This window comes from Actinoplanes sp. NPDC049599 (assembly GCF_044465625.1).
Lineage (GTDB): Bacteria > Actinomycetota > Actinomycetes > Mycobacteriales > Micromonosporaceae > Actinoplanes.
Map to the genome: position 1 here is coordinate 248676 of NZ_JBITLX010000005.1, position 14157 is coordinate 262832.

Annotated in this window: 13 protein-coding genes; 3 read left to right on the top strand and 10 right to left on the bottom strand. The window is 76.1% G+C overall.

The window, feature by feature from the left end; translation table 11 throughout:
- The first annotated feature begins 121 nt into the window (after positions 1–121).
- On the top strand, positions 122–1300 hold the full coding sequence (locus ACIBQZ_RS12110) for a cytochrome P450 (protein ID WP_396088605.1): 1179 nt from the start codon (positions 122–124) through the stop codon (positions 1298–1300).
- Between the two features lie 49 nt (positions 1301–1349).
- Here the strand turns inward: ACIBQZ_RS12110 and ACIBQZ_RS12115 are convergent, their stop codons facing one another.
- From ACIBQZ_RS12115 to ACIBQZ_RS12135, 5 genes are all read right to left on the bottom strand, one after another.
- Positions 1350–2105 carry a hypothetical protein gene (locus ACIBQZ_RS12115; RefSeq protein WP_396088606.1) on the bottom strand — a complete coding sequence of 252 codons (756 nt, stop codon included), beginning with the start codon at positions 2103–2105 and terminating at the stop codon, positions 1350–1352.
- 46 nt (positions 2106–2151) lie between these two features.
- The gene (locus ACIBQZ_RS12120; RefSeq protein ID WP_396088607.1) at positions 2152–2535 is read right to left on the bottom strand and encodes a hypothetical protein; all 384 of its coding nucleotides are present in this window, start codon (positions 2533–2535) and stop codon (positions 2152–2154) included.
- Between the two features lie 43 nt (positions 2536–2578).
- The gene (locus tag ACIBQZ_RS12125; protein ID WP_396088608.1) at positions 2579–3739 is read right to left on the bottom strand and encodes an alkaline phosphatase PhoX; all 1161 of its coding nucleotides are present in this window, start codon (positions 3737–3739) and stop codon (positions 2579–2581) included.
- Between the two features lie 99 nt (positions 3740–3838).
- Positions 3839–4585, bottom strand: a complete 747-nt coding sequence (locus ACIBQZ_RS12130) for an SDR family oxidoreductase (RefSeq protein WP_396088609.1) — start codon at positions 4583–4585, stop codon at positions 3839–3841.
- A 45-nt stretch (positions 4586–4630) separates the two neighbouring features.
- Positions 4631–6097, bottom strand: coding sequence for a GGDEF domain-containing protein (locus tag ACIBQZ_RS12135; RefSeq protein ID WP_396088610.1), 1467 nt, complete (start codon positions 6095–6097; stop codon positions 4631–4633).
- A 192-nt stretch (positions 6098–6289) separates the two neighbouring features.
- On the opposite strand from ACIBQZ_RS12135, the gene ACIBQZ_RS12140 reads away from it, so the two are divergent.
- Positions 6290–7726: a pyridoxal phosphate-dependent decarboxylase family protein gene (locus ACIBQZ_RS12140; protein WP_396088611.1), complete on the top strand. Its 1437-nt coding sequence runs from the start codon at positions 6290–6292 to the stop codon at positions 7724–7726.
- A gap of 91 nt (positions 7727–7817) precedes the next feature.
- Here ACIBQZ_RS12140 and ACIBQZ_RS12145 read toward each other — a convergent pair whose 3' ends face one another.
- The 4 genes from ACIBQZ_RS12145 to ACIBQZ_RS12160 all read right to left on the bottom strand — a co-directional run bounded on the left by ACIBQZ_RS12145 (position 7818) and on the right by ACIBQZ_RS12160 (position 12480).
- The gene (locus ACIBQZ_RS12145; RefSeq protein ID WP_396088612.1) at positions 7818–9107 is read right to left on the bottom strand and encodes an MFS transporter; all 1290 of its coding nucleotides are present in this window, start codon (positions 9105–9107) and stop codon (positions 7818–7820) included.
- Positions 9104–9691 carry a helix-turn-helix domain-containing protein gene (locus ACIBQZ_RS12150; protein WP_396088613.1) on the bottom strand — a complete coding sequence of 196 codons (588 nt, stop codon included), beginning with the start codon at positions 9689–9691 and terminating at the stop codon, positions 9104–9106. The genes ACIBQZ_RS12145 and ACIBQZ_RS12150 overlap by 4 nt, the downstream gene beginning before the upstream one ends.
- 28 nt (positions 9692–9719) lie before the next feature.
- Complete coding sequence (locus ACIBQZ_RS12155) at positions 9720–10946, bottom strand: MFS transporter (RefSeq protein ID WP_396088614.1); 1227 nt, start codon at positions 10944–10946, stop codon at positions 9720–9722.
- Positions 10947–11058: 112 nt separating this feature from the next.
- Positions 11059–12480: a PLP-dependent aminotransferase family protein gene (locus ACIBQZ_RS12160; protein ID WP_396088615.1), complete on the bottom strand. Its 1422-nt coding sequence runs from the start codon at positions 12478–12480 to the stop codon at positions 11059–11061.
- A gap of 80 nt (positions 12481–12560) precedes the next feature.
- On the opposite strand from ACIBQZ_RS12160, the gene ACIBQZ_RS12165 reads away from it, so the two are divergent.
- Positions 12561–13166, top strand: a complete 606-nt coding sequence (locus ACIBQZ_RS12165; RefSeq protein WP_396088616.1) for a DsbA family protein — start codon at positions 12561–12563, stop codon at positions 13164–13166.
- Here the strand turns inward: ACIBQZ_RS12165 and ACIBQZ_RS12170 are convergent.
- Positions 13159–14157 (bottom strand): nitronate monooxygenase, encoded by a 999-nt coding sequence (locus ACIBQZ_RS12170; protein WP_396088617.1) that lies wholly within the window; start codon positions 14155–14157, stop codon positions 13159–13161. The two genes, ACIBQZ_RS12165 and ACIBQZ_RS12170, sit on opposite strands and share 8 nt — an antisense overlap.

Consider the following 14157-nt stretch of genomic DNA (forward strand, 5'->3'; position numbering starts at 1 on the left):
AGGGCAGGCGGCCCATGGCGCCGTTGATGGTCAGCGCGCGGGCGTGGGTCATCACGATCGGGTCTGCGCTGGGTGATCTCGTGGGTGCGGTCCTGGATCCTGGACGGGTTACCGTGCCGGGGTGGACGTCGATTTCACGGATCCGGAGTTCCTGCGGGACCCGTACCCCGGGCTGGCGGTGCTGCGTGAGCGAGGGCCGGTGAGCCGGCACGCGCCGACCGGCCGGTGGGTGGCGGCCGATCACGCCACGGTGGGGGCCGTGCTGCGGGACCGGCGGCTCGGCCGGTTCTGGCGTGACCGTGAGCCCGCGGCGGTCTACGAGCCGTTCAACCTGCTGCACCGCGAGCAGATGATGGAGAACGAGCCCCCGGTGCACACCCGGCTGCGGTCGCTGGTCGCCCGGGCGTTCACCCGCGGGCACGTCGCGCGGCTGGGCCCGGCGGTCGCCGCCGAGGCCACCGCGCTGCTGGCCGCCACCGGGCCCGAGTTCGACCTGCTCGCCGAGGTTGCCGAGCCGCTCGCCGTCACGGTCATCGCCGAGCTGCTCGGCGTGCCGGTCGCCGACCGGCACCGGCTGCGCCCGTGGTCGGCGGCGATCGTGCGGATGTACGAGGTGACCCGGACCCCGGAGACGGAGGCCGCCGCGCTGACCGCCTGCCGGGAGTTCGCCGGCTACGTGCGCGACCTGGCCGCCCGGCGCCGCGCCGAGCCGCGCGACGACCTGATCAGCGCACTGGTGGCGGTCCGCGACGGCACCGACCGGCTCTCCGCCGACGAGCTCGTCGCGTCGGCGATCCTGCTGCTCAACGCCGGCCACGAGGCGTCGGTCAACGCGTTCGGCGGCGGTGTGGTGGCGCTGCTGCGGCATCCCGCGCAGCTCGCCCGGCTGCGCGCCGACCGGGGGCTGCTGCGCACCGCGGCGGAGGAGATGATCCGGTACGACCCGCCGCTGCACATGTTCGTCCGCACCGCCGCCACCGACGTGGTGCTGGCCGGGGTGCCGATCCCGGCCGGTGGCGAGGTGGCCGCGCTGCTCGGCGCCGCCAACCGCGACCCGGCGGTCTTCGCCGACCCGGACACCTTCGACGTCGGGCGTGACCCCAACCCGCACGTCGGCTTCGGCGCCGGCCTGCACTTCTGCCTCGGCGCCCCGCTGGCCCGCCTGGAGCTGCGGACGGCGGTCGGTGCGCTGCTCGACCACGCGCCGCGGCTCGCGCTGGCCGCGGAGCCGGTCCAGCGCCCGACCTTCGTCCTGCGGGGGTACACCGCCGTGCGGCTGACCACCGGGGCCGGAGCCTGAGCGGGCCGGGTGGGCGAACCCACCCGGCCCGGACGTCACCGGGTGCGGGTCAGCGGGTCCGGCCCGGCCACCAGCGGCCGTTCTTGAAGCTGGTGGACCACTGGTGCTCGGAGCAGGTGCGGGTGGTGGCGAAGCGCTGCTCGTCCAGGACGGCGATCACCCCGGCGTTGTAGGTGCCGAGGCCGAAGCCGATCCCGGTGACCGTCATCCGCGGGTTGTCCGCGACGACCTGGGCGAAGGTCTTGGTCGCCGGGCCGCCCGCGGTCTTCGGCAGGCCGGCGATGGTCGTCGAGGACGTCCACAGCGGACCGGTCAGCACGTTCCACTCCGTGCGCACGCCGCGCTGCGGGTTGCCGCCGCCGATCGTGGCCAGGTAGTTGTACGGCTCGTAGATCAGCACGCCGGCGCCGGCGTCGGTCCGCACGAAGATGTGGTACGCGGGCAGCGCGGCGTCGTTGACGACGTTGTTGTCGCCGGCCGTGCTGTCCAGCTTCATCGTCTCGTAGCTGACCTCGGTGACGGCGGCGGCGAGCACCGGCTTGACCAGCGTCTGCCACGACACCTTGTCGGGGTTCGCCGACCGGGCGGTGGTCAGCCGGACCCCGTCGGCGCCGAGGGTCGCCGTGGCGGTGCCGACCGTGGTCACGCCGGCGGTGCTGCGGTGCTTGACGATCGCGCAGGGCCGGTGCGAGGAGGCGCTGGCCGGCTGGGCGTACGCCACCAGGGCGGTCGCCGCGGTCAGCGCCAGGGCGGCCGCGGTCAGGCGACGCGGGGCGGGGAGGAAGTTATTGGCTTTCTTACTCATTCGACCATTCTATCAACTTTGTCCGGTTATCATCCGCGGTGCCCCGTCAGCGGAGCCGCGGCAGCGAGGCCCGCAGCGTGTCGGCCAGCGCCGCGAAAGGCGGCCCCACCTGGCCCGCTCGCCAAAGTGGATCACCCGGGACGACGGCCACCTGGAGGTCCAGCAACAGGTTGGAGTCCAGCGTGGCGACCCGGAAGCGGGCGTCGCTGTCGTGATAGGTGAAAGCGGCGTCGCCGAGCCCGGTCAGCTCCGCCAGGCCGGACCGCTGATAGATCGATCCGGCGGCCTGCTCACGGCGTGTCTCGAAGAAGAACCGGCCCGCGAAGGCGTTCCGGTACCAGATCGCGGTCACCGTGCCGACGGCGCGCGGCGCGCCGTCGGCCCCGGCGACGGTGAAGCGGCAGCGCAGCTCGGCCGGCGAAACAGTCACCGGGGCAGGCTACGGAAGCCGGCTGCCGCCGTCTGCCCCGTTCCTAGCGGCGGAAGGGGCCGGTCACGCAGTAGGTGATGCCGCCGGACGAGGCGCCGCTCGTGCCGCGCTGGGAGGAGAAGTACAGGCGGTCGCCGGCCGGGGTGAACGCGGGCCCGGTGATCTCCGACCCGCTCTGCCCGGTGACCCGCAGGAACGTCGAGACGGTGTCGTCCGGGGTGATGATGCAGATGTCCATCGTCCCGCCGTCCTCGGCGACGTACAGGTCACCGGCGGCGGTGCCGGTGATGTTGTCCACCCCGGACAGTGGGGCGCTGCCCGGGCTGACCAGGTTGTCGTCGTAGGCCAGCTCGTAGGTGCCGGCCGCCAGGTTCACCTGCCAGACCCGGTTGTCGCCCTTGGTGGTGAACCAGACGGTGTCGTCGGCGTAGTGGCAGCCCTCGCCGCCGTTGAACGACTTGGCGCCGGACACCTGGTAGCGGGTGGCGGTGGGGGAGCCGTCCGGGTCCGGCACGGTCGCCCAGGTGAAGCTGCCGGAGGTCGCGGTGCCCGCCCGGAACACCTGCAGGGTGCCGGCGGACAGGTCGCCCCAGGTGGTGGGGACGAACCGGTAGAACCGGCCGTCGGTCTCGTCCTCGGTGAGGTAGACGGCCCGGCGTACCGGGTCCGCGGCCGCGGCCTCGTGCTTGAACCGGCCCATGGCCGGGCGGTCGACGGCCGTGCCGCCCAGCGGGTACGTCTCGAAGACCCGGCCCCGGCTGATCTCCTCACAGGACAGCCAGGTGTGCCAGGGCGTCTTGCCGCCGGCGCAGTTCTGGCTGGTGCCCGACAGGATCCGGGACGCGCCGACGACGGCGCCGGCGGAGTTGAACAGGATCCGCGAGGCGCCGCCGCCGGCCGCGGAGCCGACCTCGGAGTTGGACACGTAGACCCAGCCGGTGCCGTTCGGGATGACCGCGCCGCCGTCGGGGGCGTCGTGCCAGACGTACGACGTGCCGCCGACGGTCTGCCGGGACCGGGCCACGACGGTGCTGGTGAACCCGGCCGGCAGCTGGATGCCGTGGGCGTCGGCCGGTTGCAGCGGGCCGTACGGGCCGGTCGCGTTCTGGGCCGGGGCGCCGTACGCCGCCGACCACGCGGTGAAGGGCAGCGCCACCGCCCCCGCGCCGACCACGGTCGCGCGCAGCATCGTTCGCCTGTCCATGGAACCTCCTCGATGGGTTCCTGGCAGCCTGCGGGCCGTGGGTGGCCGGACCCGGTGCGCCGGATGAACCCGCGGTGGATTCCGGACCGCGATCCGGGCTCAGCTGAAGCGGGCCACCGCGCGCAGCGGCGCGTGCCGCATCAGCAGGCCCAGCGGCACCCAGGGCCACGCCGGCACCTGGGCCTTCGGGCGTTCCCGCTCGATGGCGCGCACCATCGCCCGGACCCCGCGCTCGGTGGAGACCATCAGCGGCTTGGGCCGCGCGGCCGGGTTGGCCTCCGAGACGATGTAACCGGGGTACACGGTGGTGACCTTGATTGCGGTGCCCAGCAGGTCGGCGCGGATGCCCTCGGCCAGCGCGGCCACGCCCGCCTTGGTGGCGGCGTAGGTGGTCATGCCGCGGGGCAGGCCGCGCATCGCGCTCATCGAGGAGATCATCACGAGGTGTCCGTGCCGCTGGTCGCGGAAGATCTCCACCGCGGCCTCGCACTGCGCCAGCGCCGCCACGAAGTTGGTGCGGGCGCTGGCCAGGTTCTCCGCGAAGCCGCCGGTGCCGACCGGCCGGCCCTTGCCGCCGCCGGCGTTGACGATCACCCGGTCCAGTCCGCCCAGGTCCGCGCGGAAGGCCTGGAACACCGCGAACACCTGCGCGTGGTCGGTCACGTCCAGCTGCCGCACCGCGACGGTGAGGCCGGGATGGGCGGCGAGCAGCTCGTCGCGCAGGGCCTCCAGCCGGTCCAGCCGGCGCGCGCACAGCGCGAGGTCACGCCCGCGCGCGGCGAAGTCGCGGGCCATCTGCTCGCCCAGCCCGGCACTCGCCCCGGTGATGAGAATCTTCTTCCGCACGCGCACAGTGTGCCGCCCGGCCGCGGTGGCGCGCAGGCGGGGCCGTCAGGGTGCGGCGTCGACCCGGCGGGCGTCCCCGCCGCGGGCCGCCTTGCCCGCGTACATGGCGGCGTCGGCCAGGCCGATCAGCAGGTCACGGTCGGCCGCCCGGCCCGGGCCGGCCTGCGCCAGGCCGGTGGTCACGCCCACCGACACCACGCCCTCGGGCAGCGGGAACGGCGCGCGTACGGCCTCGGTGATCCGGGCGGGCAGGTCGCCCGCGTCCGGGCCCAGCGTGCCCCGGCAGACGATCAGGAACTCGTCGCCGCCCAGCCGGCCGACCAGGTCGTCGCGGCGGACGGTGGCGGTCAGCCGTTCGGCGACCGCCTTCAGGACGGCGTCGCCGGCCGGGTGGCCGTACCGGTCGTTGACCGGCTTGAAGCCGTCCAGGTCGCAGAGCAGGATCGTCACCTCGTCCAGCGTGCCCCGCTGCACCTCGGCGAGCGCGCGGTCGATCTCGGCGGCGATGTGCCGCCGGTTGTACAGCCCGGTCAGCTCGTCGTGGGTGGCGTGGTAGGCCAGCGTCCGCTCGGCCCGGTCGCGCTGCGCCGACAGGTGCCGGATGCGCAGCAGCACCAGCGGCACCACCAGCAGCGTGCCCACCGGCAGCAGCAGGCTCGCCGACTCGGAGCCGCGCACCACCTGCACCGCCGCGATCAGCGGGTTGGCGCTCAGCGCCGCGGCCAGCCAGCCGAGCCGCTGGCGGCCGGCCACGTGGCCGGTGCGCGGCACCGGCACGGTCATCGCGGGGGCGTCCGGCGCCAGCGGCGCGGCCGCGATGGTCAGGTACGCCATCAGCATCAGCCCCGTGCTCCACCCGCTGCCGACGTCGGTGGACAGCGTCCCGGTGACCGTGGAGACCAGCGTCAGCAGCGCCGTGACCAGCAGATAGCCCAGCGTGCCCCGGCCCGGCCGGGCCATCGCGCCGAGCCGCAGCAGGCAGCCGATGACCGCGCCCAGCACCAGCAGATCGGCCAGCAGCAGGGTCTCGCCCAGCGGGGTGGCCGCGGCGGGCAGGTTCGGCTGGATCACCCACTCCCAGAGCGGCCCGCCCGCGCACAGCCCGAACAGCGCCGCGTCGATGATGCCGGCCGGGTCCGACCGGGCCCGCCGGCGGATCGCCATGGCCGTGCCGACCAGGAAGAACGTGTGCGCGGTGGACTGCATGAGGTCGAGCATCGAGCCCTGCGCGCGGCCCAGGTGGTGCTCGTTCATCCAGCCCGGCCAGCCCAGCTGACCGGCGAACAGCAGCACCAGCCCCACCACGGCGATGAGCCACGGGCGGCGGTCCGGCAGGTGACCGCTGGCCAGCGCGGCCAGGAACGTGATGATCGGCAGCACCGAGACCAGCGTGTAGATCGCCGGGCGGCCGCCCGGGCCGGCCAGGGCGTACGCGGCGCCGGCGCCGGCGATCAGGGCTGCCGTGACGGCGTGCACGGGCCACGCCGGTGCCGTGGCTCGCGGCCAGCGCATCGGCACTTTTCCTCCTCCACGTATCCCAGCCCTCATCGGTCCTGCCGACGGGTACCTGAGCAGAACATGGATCAGTGGCTCACGGATACCCACAAGGTGACACTTCGTGATCTCGGATGCGGCCGGGCGCCGCTCGGGTGACCGGCCGATCGACGGACGTCGGGCCGGCCCGGTCTGCGGCAGGCTGCGGGGATGGCTGATCCTCTGCTCGACCGGGCCGCCGCCGCGCCGGCCCTCGCCCAGGTGGCCGCCGCCGCCGGGCCGTACCTGGATTCGCTGGCCGAGCGGCCCGTGCAGGACCCCGCCGCGGCCGGGCTGCCGGCCGGGCTCGACGGCCCGCTGCCCGAGGCCGGCGCCGGCACCGCGGCGGCCGTCGCCCGGCTGCTCGAGATCGGCACGGCCGCCGCCACCGCGTCGTCCGGGCCACGGTTCTTCCACTTCGTCACCGGCGGCGCCACCCCGGCCGCGCTCGCCGCCGACTGGACCGCGGCGCTGCTCGACCAGAACGCGTTCGCCCGGGTGTCGTCGCCGTTCGCACACCGGGCCGAGACCGTGGCGCTCGACTGGCTGCGGGAGCTGTTCGGGCTGCCGGCCGGCTGGGGCGGGGCGCTGGTCGGCAGCGCCACCTTCGCGAACTTCACCGCGCTCGGCTGTGCCACCCAGTGGTGGGGCGAGCGGCACGGCGCCGACACCGTCCGGGACGGTCTCGCCGGGCTGCCGCGGATGCCGGTGCTCTCCGGCGGCTACGTGCACGCGTCCGCCCGCAAGGCGCTGCAGATGCTCGGGCACGGCCGGGAGGCCGTCGAGGTGTTCTCCCGGGACGCGGTGGGCCGGGTCGACCTGGCCGCCGTCGAGCGCCGGCTGGCCGCATCGGACGGTGCGCCCGCGGTGCTGATCGCCAACGCCGGTGAGGTCAACGCCGGGGACTTCGACCCGGTGGACGCGCTGGCCGACCTGGCCGGCCGGTACGGCGCCTGGCTGCACGTCGACGGCGCCTTCGGGCTGTTCGCCGCCCTGTCGCCACGCTCGGCGCACCTGGTCCGCGGCATCGACCGGGCCGACTCCGTCGCCGCCGACGGGCACAAGTGGCTCAACGTGCCGTACGAGAGCGGGTTCGCGCTGCTGCGGGAGCCGGACCGGCTCGGCACCGCGTTCGGGATGCCGGGGGCGGCCTACCTGCCCGGGCGCGAGGACCCGGCCGGCGGCTACGGCCTGTACGGGCCCGAGTCGTCCCGGCGGGCCCGGGCGCTGCCGATCTGGGCGACGCTGGCCGCGTACGGCCGGCAGGGCCACCGCGCCATGGTCGAGCGCCACCTCGACCTGGCCCAGCACCTGGCCCGGCGGGTCGACGAGGCGCCCGAGCTGGAGCGCCTCGCCGACGTGCCGCTGTGCATCGTGTGCTTCCGGGTCGCGCTGCCCGGCTTGGCGGAGGAGGAGCTCGACCGGTGGAACCGGGCCGTCGGCGCGGCGCTGCTCGCCGACGGCCGGGTCTTCTGCGGCACCACCGTCTACGGCGGCCGGGTCGCGTTGCGGCCCGCCGTGGTCAACTGGCGCACCACCCAGGCCGACATCGACCTGTTCGTCGACGTCGTCCGGGAGCTGGCCGGCCGCACCCGGGCGGTCGCCTGACGCGCGGCCGCCGCGGCGTCGCCGGCGATGCCGACCACGAAGGCCCGGAACCGTTGCGGGTGACGCGCGGCCAACTCGTCGGTCGTGCTGATCACCGTGCCGCCGGCGTCGGTGCGGCCGGGAGCGGATCAGCGCGGTCCGGCCCGGGGTGGGCGGTGCGCAGCCGCAGGAAGATCCCGGCCGAGGCCAGCAGCACCACCGCCGCGACGGCGTAGCCCACCTCGATGCCGTTGCGGGTGGCCGACCAGCCGATCAGCGGGATGCCGGCCGCGCCGACACCCTGCATCAGCAGCGACTGCACCGACAGCACGGTCGCCCGCTCGCCGGGCGCGACCCGCTCGTGCAGCAGGTGGGCCTGCGCCGGGAAGGCGGCGCCGAGCCCGGCGAACAGCAGGCAGTACGCGATCCCGGCGAGCACCATGGCCACCGGCCCGGCGAGCAGCGCGCAGCCGGCCAGCCCGGCCAGGGCCAGCGCCGCCACGGTCCAGCCGGCCGTGGCCGCCCGGGCGTGCGAGCCGAGCCGGCGGACCGCGCCCGCGGCGAGCATCCCGCCGGCCGCGTCCGCACCGAACCCGGCCGCCGCGACCACCGCGTACGTGGCGGCGGCGCGGGGGCCGGCGGAGAGCCCGGCCAGCCAGGCGGGCGTGAGCAGCTCGATGGTGCCCAGCGCGATGCCGGCCCCGCCGGCGGCCAGCAGCAGCCGGGTCAGGGCCCGGTCGCGGCCGGCCACCCGCAGCCCCGCGAGGACCGTGGCGGGCACACCGCGCAGCACGGCTCCCGCCGCCGGGCGCGGATGCGGGGGCTCGGGCAGCCGGGTGGTGACCACGGCCCGCAGCACCTCCACGCCGGCCGCGAGCAGGACCGGCACGGCCAGCGCCGGCAGCGGGCCGGCGGCGCCCAGGGCGAGCGGCAGCAGCCCGCCGACCAGCGTGCCGGCGCCCAGGGCCAGCGAGGCGGCGACCTCACCACGGGCCAGGCCGGCGGTCAGGTCGGCGTCGCGGCCGTGCTCGGCGTGCACGGTGTCGACGTACCAGGCCTCGAGCGGGCCGGTGGACAGGGCACGGGCGGCCCCGCGCAGCACCGCGGAGGCCACGAAGAGCGCGACCGTGCCGGCCAGACCCAGCAGCAGCAGCCCGGCGGCGCCGGCCACCGCCGAGGCGATCAGGACCGGCCGGCGCCCGAGCACGTCGGCCAGCCCGCCGGTGGGCAGCTCCAGCGCCGCCGTGGTGAGCCCGTAGACGGCGCCGACCACCGCGATCGTGGCGACCGGCAGCCCGCGGTCGAGCATCAGCAGCACCAACGGGACCAGATACAGCCCGGCCGGCAGCCAGAGCAGGAAGCTCAGCAGCGCGTAGCGGCGTGCGGCCGCCCCGCCGGTCATCGGTCCGCGGCGCGGGGGAACCCGGCCACCACCACGGAGACCACGGCGGCCGCCGGGTCGTCGGCGTCGCGCGCCCGCAGCTCGTCGAGGTGGGCGTAGAACCTGTCCCACAGCTCGGCGTGCCCGGCCAGGGTCAGCCGGACCTGCAGGTCGCCGATGCCCGCGGCCTCGACCCAGCCGGGGTCCAGCCGGTCCTGCTCGGCCTCGAAGCGTTCGACGTCGCCGACCAGCACCTCGACCTGGCGGCGGCGCATCATGGCCGCGGCCTCCCGGCCGGCGTCGGTCGCGGCGAGCCGGGTGTTGCTCCACCCGGTGGTGCGGTGCACGGCCGCCCAGCGGCGCTCCCGCGGATGCCGGCGGCCCTCCGGCCCGGCCGGCGCCTCGGCGACGAACCCGTGCTTGGCGAGGATGCGCAGGTGGTAGCTGGTGGAGCCGGTCTCGGTGGCGAGCCGCCGCGCCAGCTCGGTGGCGGTCGCCGGGCCGTGCCGGCGCAGCAGCGCGAGCAGCTGGACCCGCAGCGGGTGGGCCACGGCCTTGAGGTCGGCGGGATCGGTGACGTGGCGCTCCTGCTGGGGGTCGGTCATCCCCCGACGGTACGCCTTGCAGAGACTTTTATGCAGAGATTATTCTGGAAGCATTCCGACGCCGGCGGTGCCGGGCCGCCCACCGCGTCACCGGTACGGTGGCCAGCCCGGCCCCCGCGATCAGGCCACCGAGCGCCAGCCAGCCCGGCACGCCGTAGCCCAGGATCAGCCCGGTCAGGGCGGCCGGGCCGAGGATCCGGGCCAGCGGGATGCCGCTGGTGTACATGCCCTGGTAGAGCCCGTGCTGCCCGGCCGGCGCCAGCGCGAAGCTCAGCTCCCAGCTCCCGGCGGCCTGCAGCATCTCGGCCAGCACCTGCAGCAGCGCGCCCGTGAGCAGCACCGCGCCGGTCAGCCACGGCGAGCCGGTGCCGGCCGTGGCGGCGAAGACCGCGCACGCGACGAGCATGACCAGCCCGGCGGTGCGGACGGTGCGCGCCGCCGACGCCACGTCGGTGACCCGCCGGGCGATCCGGACCTGGAACAGCAGCACGCCGACCGTGTTGACCGCCAGCACCGCGGCGGCCAGCCAGGTCGGCGCCGCGGTGGCCTCGGCGATCCACAAGGGAATGACCAGGCTCAGCAGCGGCATGTACAGCAGCATCACGGCGTTCAGCGCGGTCAGCACCGCGTACGGGCGATCCCGCAGCACGGTCAGCACGCGCCCGGCACCGGCCGCCGGGGCCGGGCCGGCACCGGCCGGGAGCCGGCTGAGCAGCAGCGCGGCGACGCCGAACGCGACCGCGTCCAGGGCCAGCACCGCCAGGTAGGCCGCGCGGGTGTCCACCGCCAGGGCGACCGCGCCGGCGACCGCGCCCAGCGCCAGCCCGCCGTTGATCCGGGCCTGCAGCCGGGCCCGGACCCGGGTCCGCTCGGCGGGCGCGACCAGCCGGGTCAGCAGGGCCTGCCGCGCGCCGGTCAGGCCCGACTGGCACACGCCGTAGGCGCAGATCACCACCAGGAACGCCGGGAAGCCGCGGACCGCCGGCAGCACCGCCACCGTCACCGCCGTGCCCGCCGCCAGGGCGACCGCGACCCGGCGGGGGCCGAAGCGGTCGGCCAGGTGCCCCGCCGGGACGCTCGCCAGGAACCCGGCGGCCCAGGCCAGCGACATGCCCAGCCCGAAGCGGGCCGCGGGCAGCCCGACCACGTGGGTGAAGTAGAGCGCGAACGTGACCAGGAAGGCGCCGTCCCCGATCGCGTTGACCAGGTGGGTGCGCGCCAGCGTGGCGGAGACCTTGCGGGTGTCGGCGTGCAATCGTTCCGCCTTCGACGGGTACGGACCGGACGGCCCCATCGTCGGCCCGATCCGGGCCCGGCTGTAGCGCCAATCCGCGCCGATCCGTTCGGGCCAATGCCGTGCGGGCCGGTCAGCCGGGCAGACAGCGGGCCAGCAGCCGCAGCGCCTCGGGCAGCCGGTCGGTCGGGATCGCGCCGAAACCGAGCACCAGCCCGTCGCGGGCCGGCGGGGTCAGGCAGAACTCGCCCAGCGTCTGCACCGCGACCCCGGCCCGCGCGGCCCGGGCGGCCACGGTCGCCGCATCGACGCCGGCATCCGGGCGCAGGTGGGCGCTCAGGTGCAGGCCGGCCACCGACACCACCGGCGCCAGCCACCGGGACAGCGGCCCGTCGCCCAGCGCGTCGAGCAGCAGGGCGTGCCGGGCGCCGTACGCGCGGGTGGCGGTGCGCAGGTGGCGGGCGAACAGGCCCTCCTCGAGGAAGGCGGCCATCGCGGCCTCGGTGTGGGTGCTGCCGTACAGGTCGCAGACCTGGCGGGCGTGCAGCAGGGCCGGGCCCAGGGTGGCCGGCGCGACCAGGAAGCCCAGCCGCAGCGCCGGCAGCATGGTCTTGGAGAAGGTGCCGACGTAGATGACGCGGCCGCTGCCGTCCAGGCTCTGCAACGGTTCCAGCGGCCGTTTCCGGAAGCGGAACTCGCTGTCGTAGTCGTCCTCGATGATCGCGCTGTGGTGCCGGTCGGCCCAGGCCAGCAGCGCCCGGCGCCGGGCCGGCGACAGCGGCACGCCCATCGGGAACTGGTGCGACGGGGTGGTGTAGACGATCCGCGCGGCCGCCGGCAGCGCGTCGACCACCAGGCCCTCGGCGTCGACCGGCACGCCCACCACGGTCGCGCCCAGCGACCGGAACAGCCGGTGGACGGGCGGATAACCCGGCTCCTCGACGGCCACCACGTCGCCCGGCTCCACCAGCACCCGGCCGATGAGGTCGAGCGCCTGCTGCGCGCCGTGGGTGATCAGCACGGCGTCGGGGCCGGTCCGGATCGAGCGGGAGATGCCCAGCCAGCGGGCCACCGCGGCGCGCAGCGCGGGATGGCCGGCCGGATCGGCGCGGCCGCCCGCCAGGGTGGCGGCGCGCAGCTCCCGGGTCACCAGGCGGCGCCACGACGGCAGCGGGAACAGGGTCGCGTCGGGGGCGTCGGGCCGCAGGTCGTACCGGGGGAGCGGGGGCTCGGGCGCGGGCAGCGGGAGGTCCCGCCAGGCGCGGCGCGGTCGCAGGATGCCGCCCGGGGCGGTCGCGGCCGGCCGGGGCCCGGCCGCGGTGCCGTCCACATAGGTGCCCGAGCCGACCCGGGCGGTGACGAAACCCTCGGCCAGCAGCCGCTCGTAGGCGGTGGAGACGGTGTTGCGGGACACCGCCGCGCTGCGGGCCAGTTCCCGGGTGGCCGGCAGCCGCTCGCCGGGCCGCAGCCGGCCGTCGAGGATGGCCTCGCGCAGCTGCCGGTACACCTGCACGACAAGATCGTCCGGCCCCGCCACGTGCACCTGGAAGCTCATCGGGTTCCCGTAATTGGTCTGCTCGGATGGCCACGAATTGGCTCTTGGGTGGTGCCACTTTAGCTCCTAGAGTTCCCGACATGACACGAACCCGGGTGGATTTCTACTTCGACGCCGCCTGCCCGTTCGCCTGGATCACCTCGCGCTGGATCCTCGAGGTGCGCCGGCTGCGCGAGCTGGACCTGCGCTTCCGGCCGATGAGCCTGTTCGTGCTCAACGAGGGCCGGGAGCTGCCGGAGTGGTACCGCGACCTGGTCGACCGCTCGCTCGGCCCGGCCCGGGTGGTGACCGCCGCCGCGCAGCAGCACGGCGAGCAGGTGCTCGGCGACCTCTACACCGCGCTCGGCACCCGGATCCACCCCGGTGGCGAGCAGGACTTCGACGCGGTGGTGGCGGCGGCGCTGGCCGAGGTGGGCCTGCCGGCCGGGCTGGCCGCGGCGGCCCGCGTCGCGGAGCACGACGAGGCGCTGCGCCGCAGCCACCACGAGGGCATGGACCCGGTGGGCGGGGACGTCGGCACGCCCACCATCCACCTGGACGGCGTGGCGTTCTTCGGCCCGGTGCTGTCCAGCATCCCGCGCGGCGAGCAGGCGGTGCGGATCTTCGACGGGGCCCGCGCGCTCGCCGCGTACCCGGACTTCTTCGAGCTCAAGCGCACCCGCACCGGCACGCTGAGCTTCACGTGAGCCGGTCGAGGATCTCCCGGCAGGTGCCGGGCCGGGCCCGGGCGAAGCCGGTGCCGGCCCACAGGTGGAGCGCCCCGGCGTCGCCGATCCGGGCCGCGGCGGCCCGGATCGGCGCGGTCAGCTGGTGCACCGCCGGATAGGCGATCGGCGCGTCCGCCGAGTACGCGTCGGTGAACCGGTTGCGCAGCGCCCGGGCCGGCTGACCGGTGAACGCCCGCGTCACCACCGTCGCGCCGCCGGCTGCCAGCGCGTCCCGGTGCGCCGGCCGGGTCCCCGCCTCGGCCGCGAGCAGGAACAACGTGCCGACCTGCACCGCGGTCGCCCCGGCCGCCAGCAGCGCGTGGACCTCCGCCGCGCCGCCCACCCCGCCCGCGGCCACCACCGGCACGGACACCGCTGCCCGCACTTCACGCAGCACGTCGAGGGCGCCGCGGTCGCCGCGGTAGCTCCCGGGGCTCGTGGTGGCCGAGTGCCCGCCCGCGCTGCCGCCCTGCGCCACGAGCACGGCGGCGCCCGCCGCCACGGCCCGCCGCGCCTCGCCGGCGTCCGTGACGGTGACCAGCACCGTCGACCCGGCCCGGCGCAGGGCGTCGACCACGGTGGCGTCCGGGATGCCGAGGGTGAAGCTCACCCAGGCCGGTGCCGCGGCCACCGCCAGCTCGACCTTGGCCGGGTAGTGGTCGTCGTCGTCCGGGCGTGGCGCCGGCAGCTCGACGCCGTACCGCTCGGCCTCCGGGACCAGCCGCTCGCGGTAGGCCGCGACCGCCGCGAGGCCGGGAACGGAGCGGGACGGCACGATGAGGTTGAGCCCGTACGGGCGGCCGGTGGCGCGCAGCTCCCGCAGCTGCCGGTCGACGGCCTCCGGGCTCAGGTAGCCGGCCGGCAGGAACGCCGCGGCTCCCGCCTCGGCGGCCGCCCGGACCAGCGCGGTCGTGGAGACCCCGCCGGCCATCGGCGCGACCACGACCGGCCGCTCGCTGTGGTCCAGCAC

Excerpts from the sequence above, each read along its gene's own strand:
- ACIBQZ_RS12135 (WP_396088610.1), bottom strand. The coding sequence starts at position 6,097 with ATGCGCTGGCCGCGAGCCACGGCACCGGCGTGGCCCGTGCACGCCGTC.
- ACIBQZ_RS12140 (WP_396088611.1), top strand. The coding sequence starts at position 6,290 with ATGGCTGATCCTCTGCTCGACCGGGCCGCCGCCGCGCCGGCCCTCGCC.
- ACIBQZ_RS12160 (WP_396088615.1), bottom strand. The coding sequence starts at position 12,480 with ATGAGCTTCCAGGTGCACGTGGCGGGGCCGGACGATCTTGTCGTGCAG.
- ACIBQZ_RS12150 (WP_396088613.1), bottom strand. The coding sequence starts at position 9,691 with ATGACCGACCCCCAGCAGGAGCGCCACGTCACCGATCCCGCCGACCTC.
- ACIBQZ_RS12115 (WP_396088606.1), bottom strand. The coding sequence starts at position 2,105 with ATGAGTAAGAAAGCCAATAACTTCCTCCCCGCCCCGCGTCGCCTGACC.
- ACIBQZ_RS12125 (WP_396088608.1), bottom strand. The coding sequence starts at position 3,739 with ATGGACAGGCGAACGATGCTGCGCGCGACCGTGGTCGGCGCGGGGGCG.
- ACIBQZ_RS12145 (WP_396088612.1), bottom strand. The coding sequence starts at position 9,107 with ATGACCGGCGGGGCGGCCGCACGCCGCTACGCGCTGCTGAGCTTCCTG.
- ACIBQZ_RS12165 (WP_396088616.1), top strand. The coding sequence starts at position 12,561 with ATGACACGAACCCGGGTGGATTTCTACTTCGACGCCGCCTGCCCGTTC.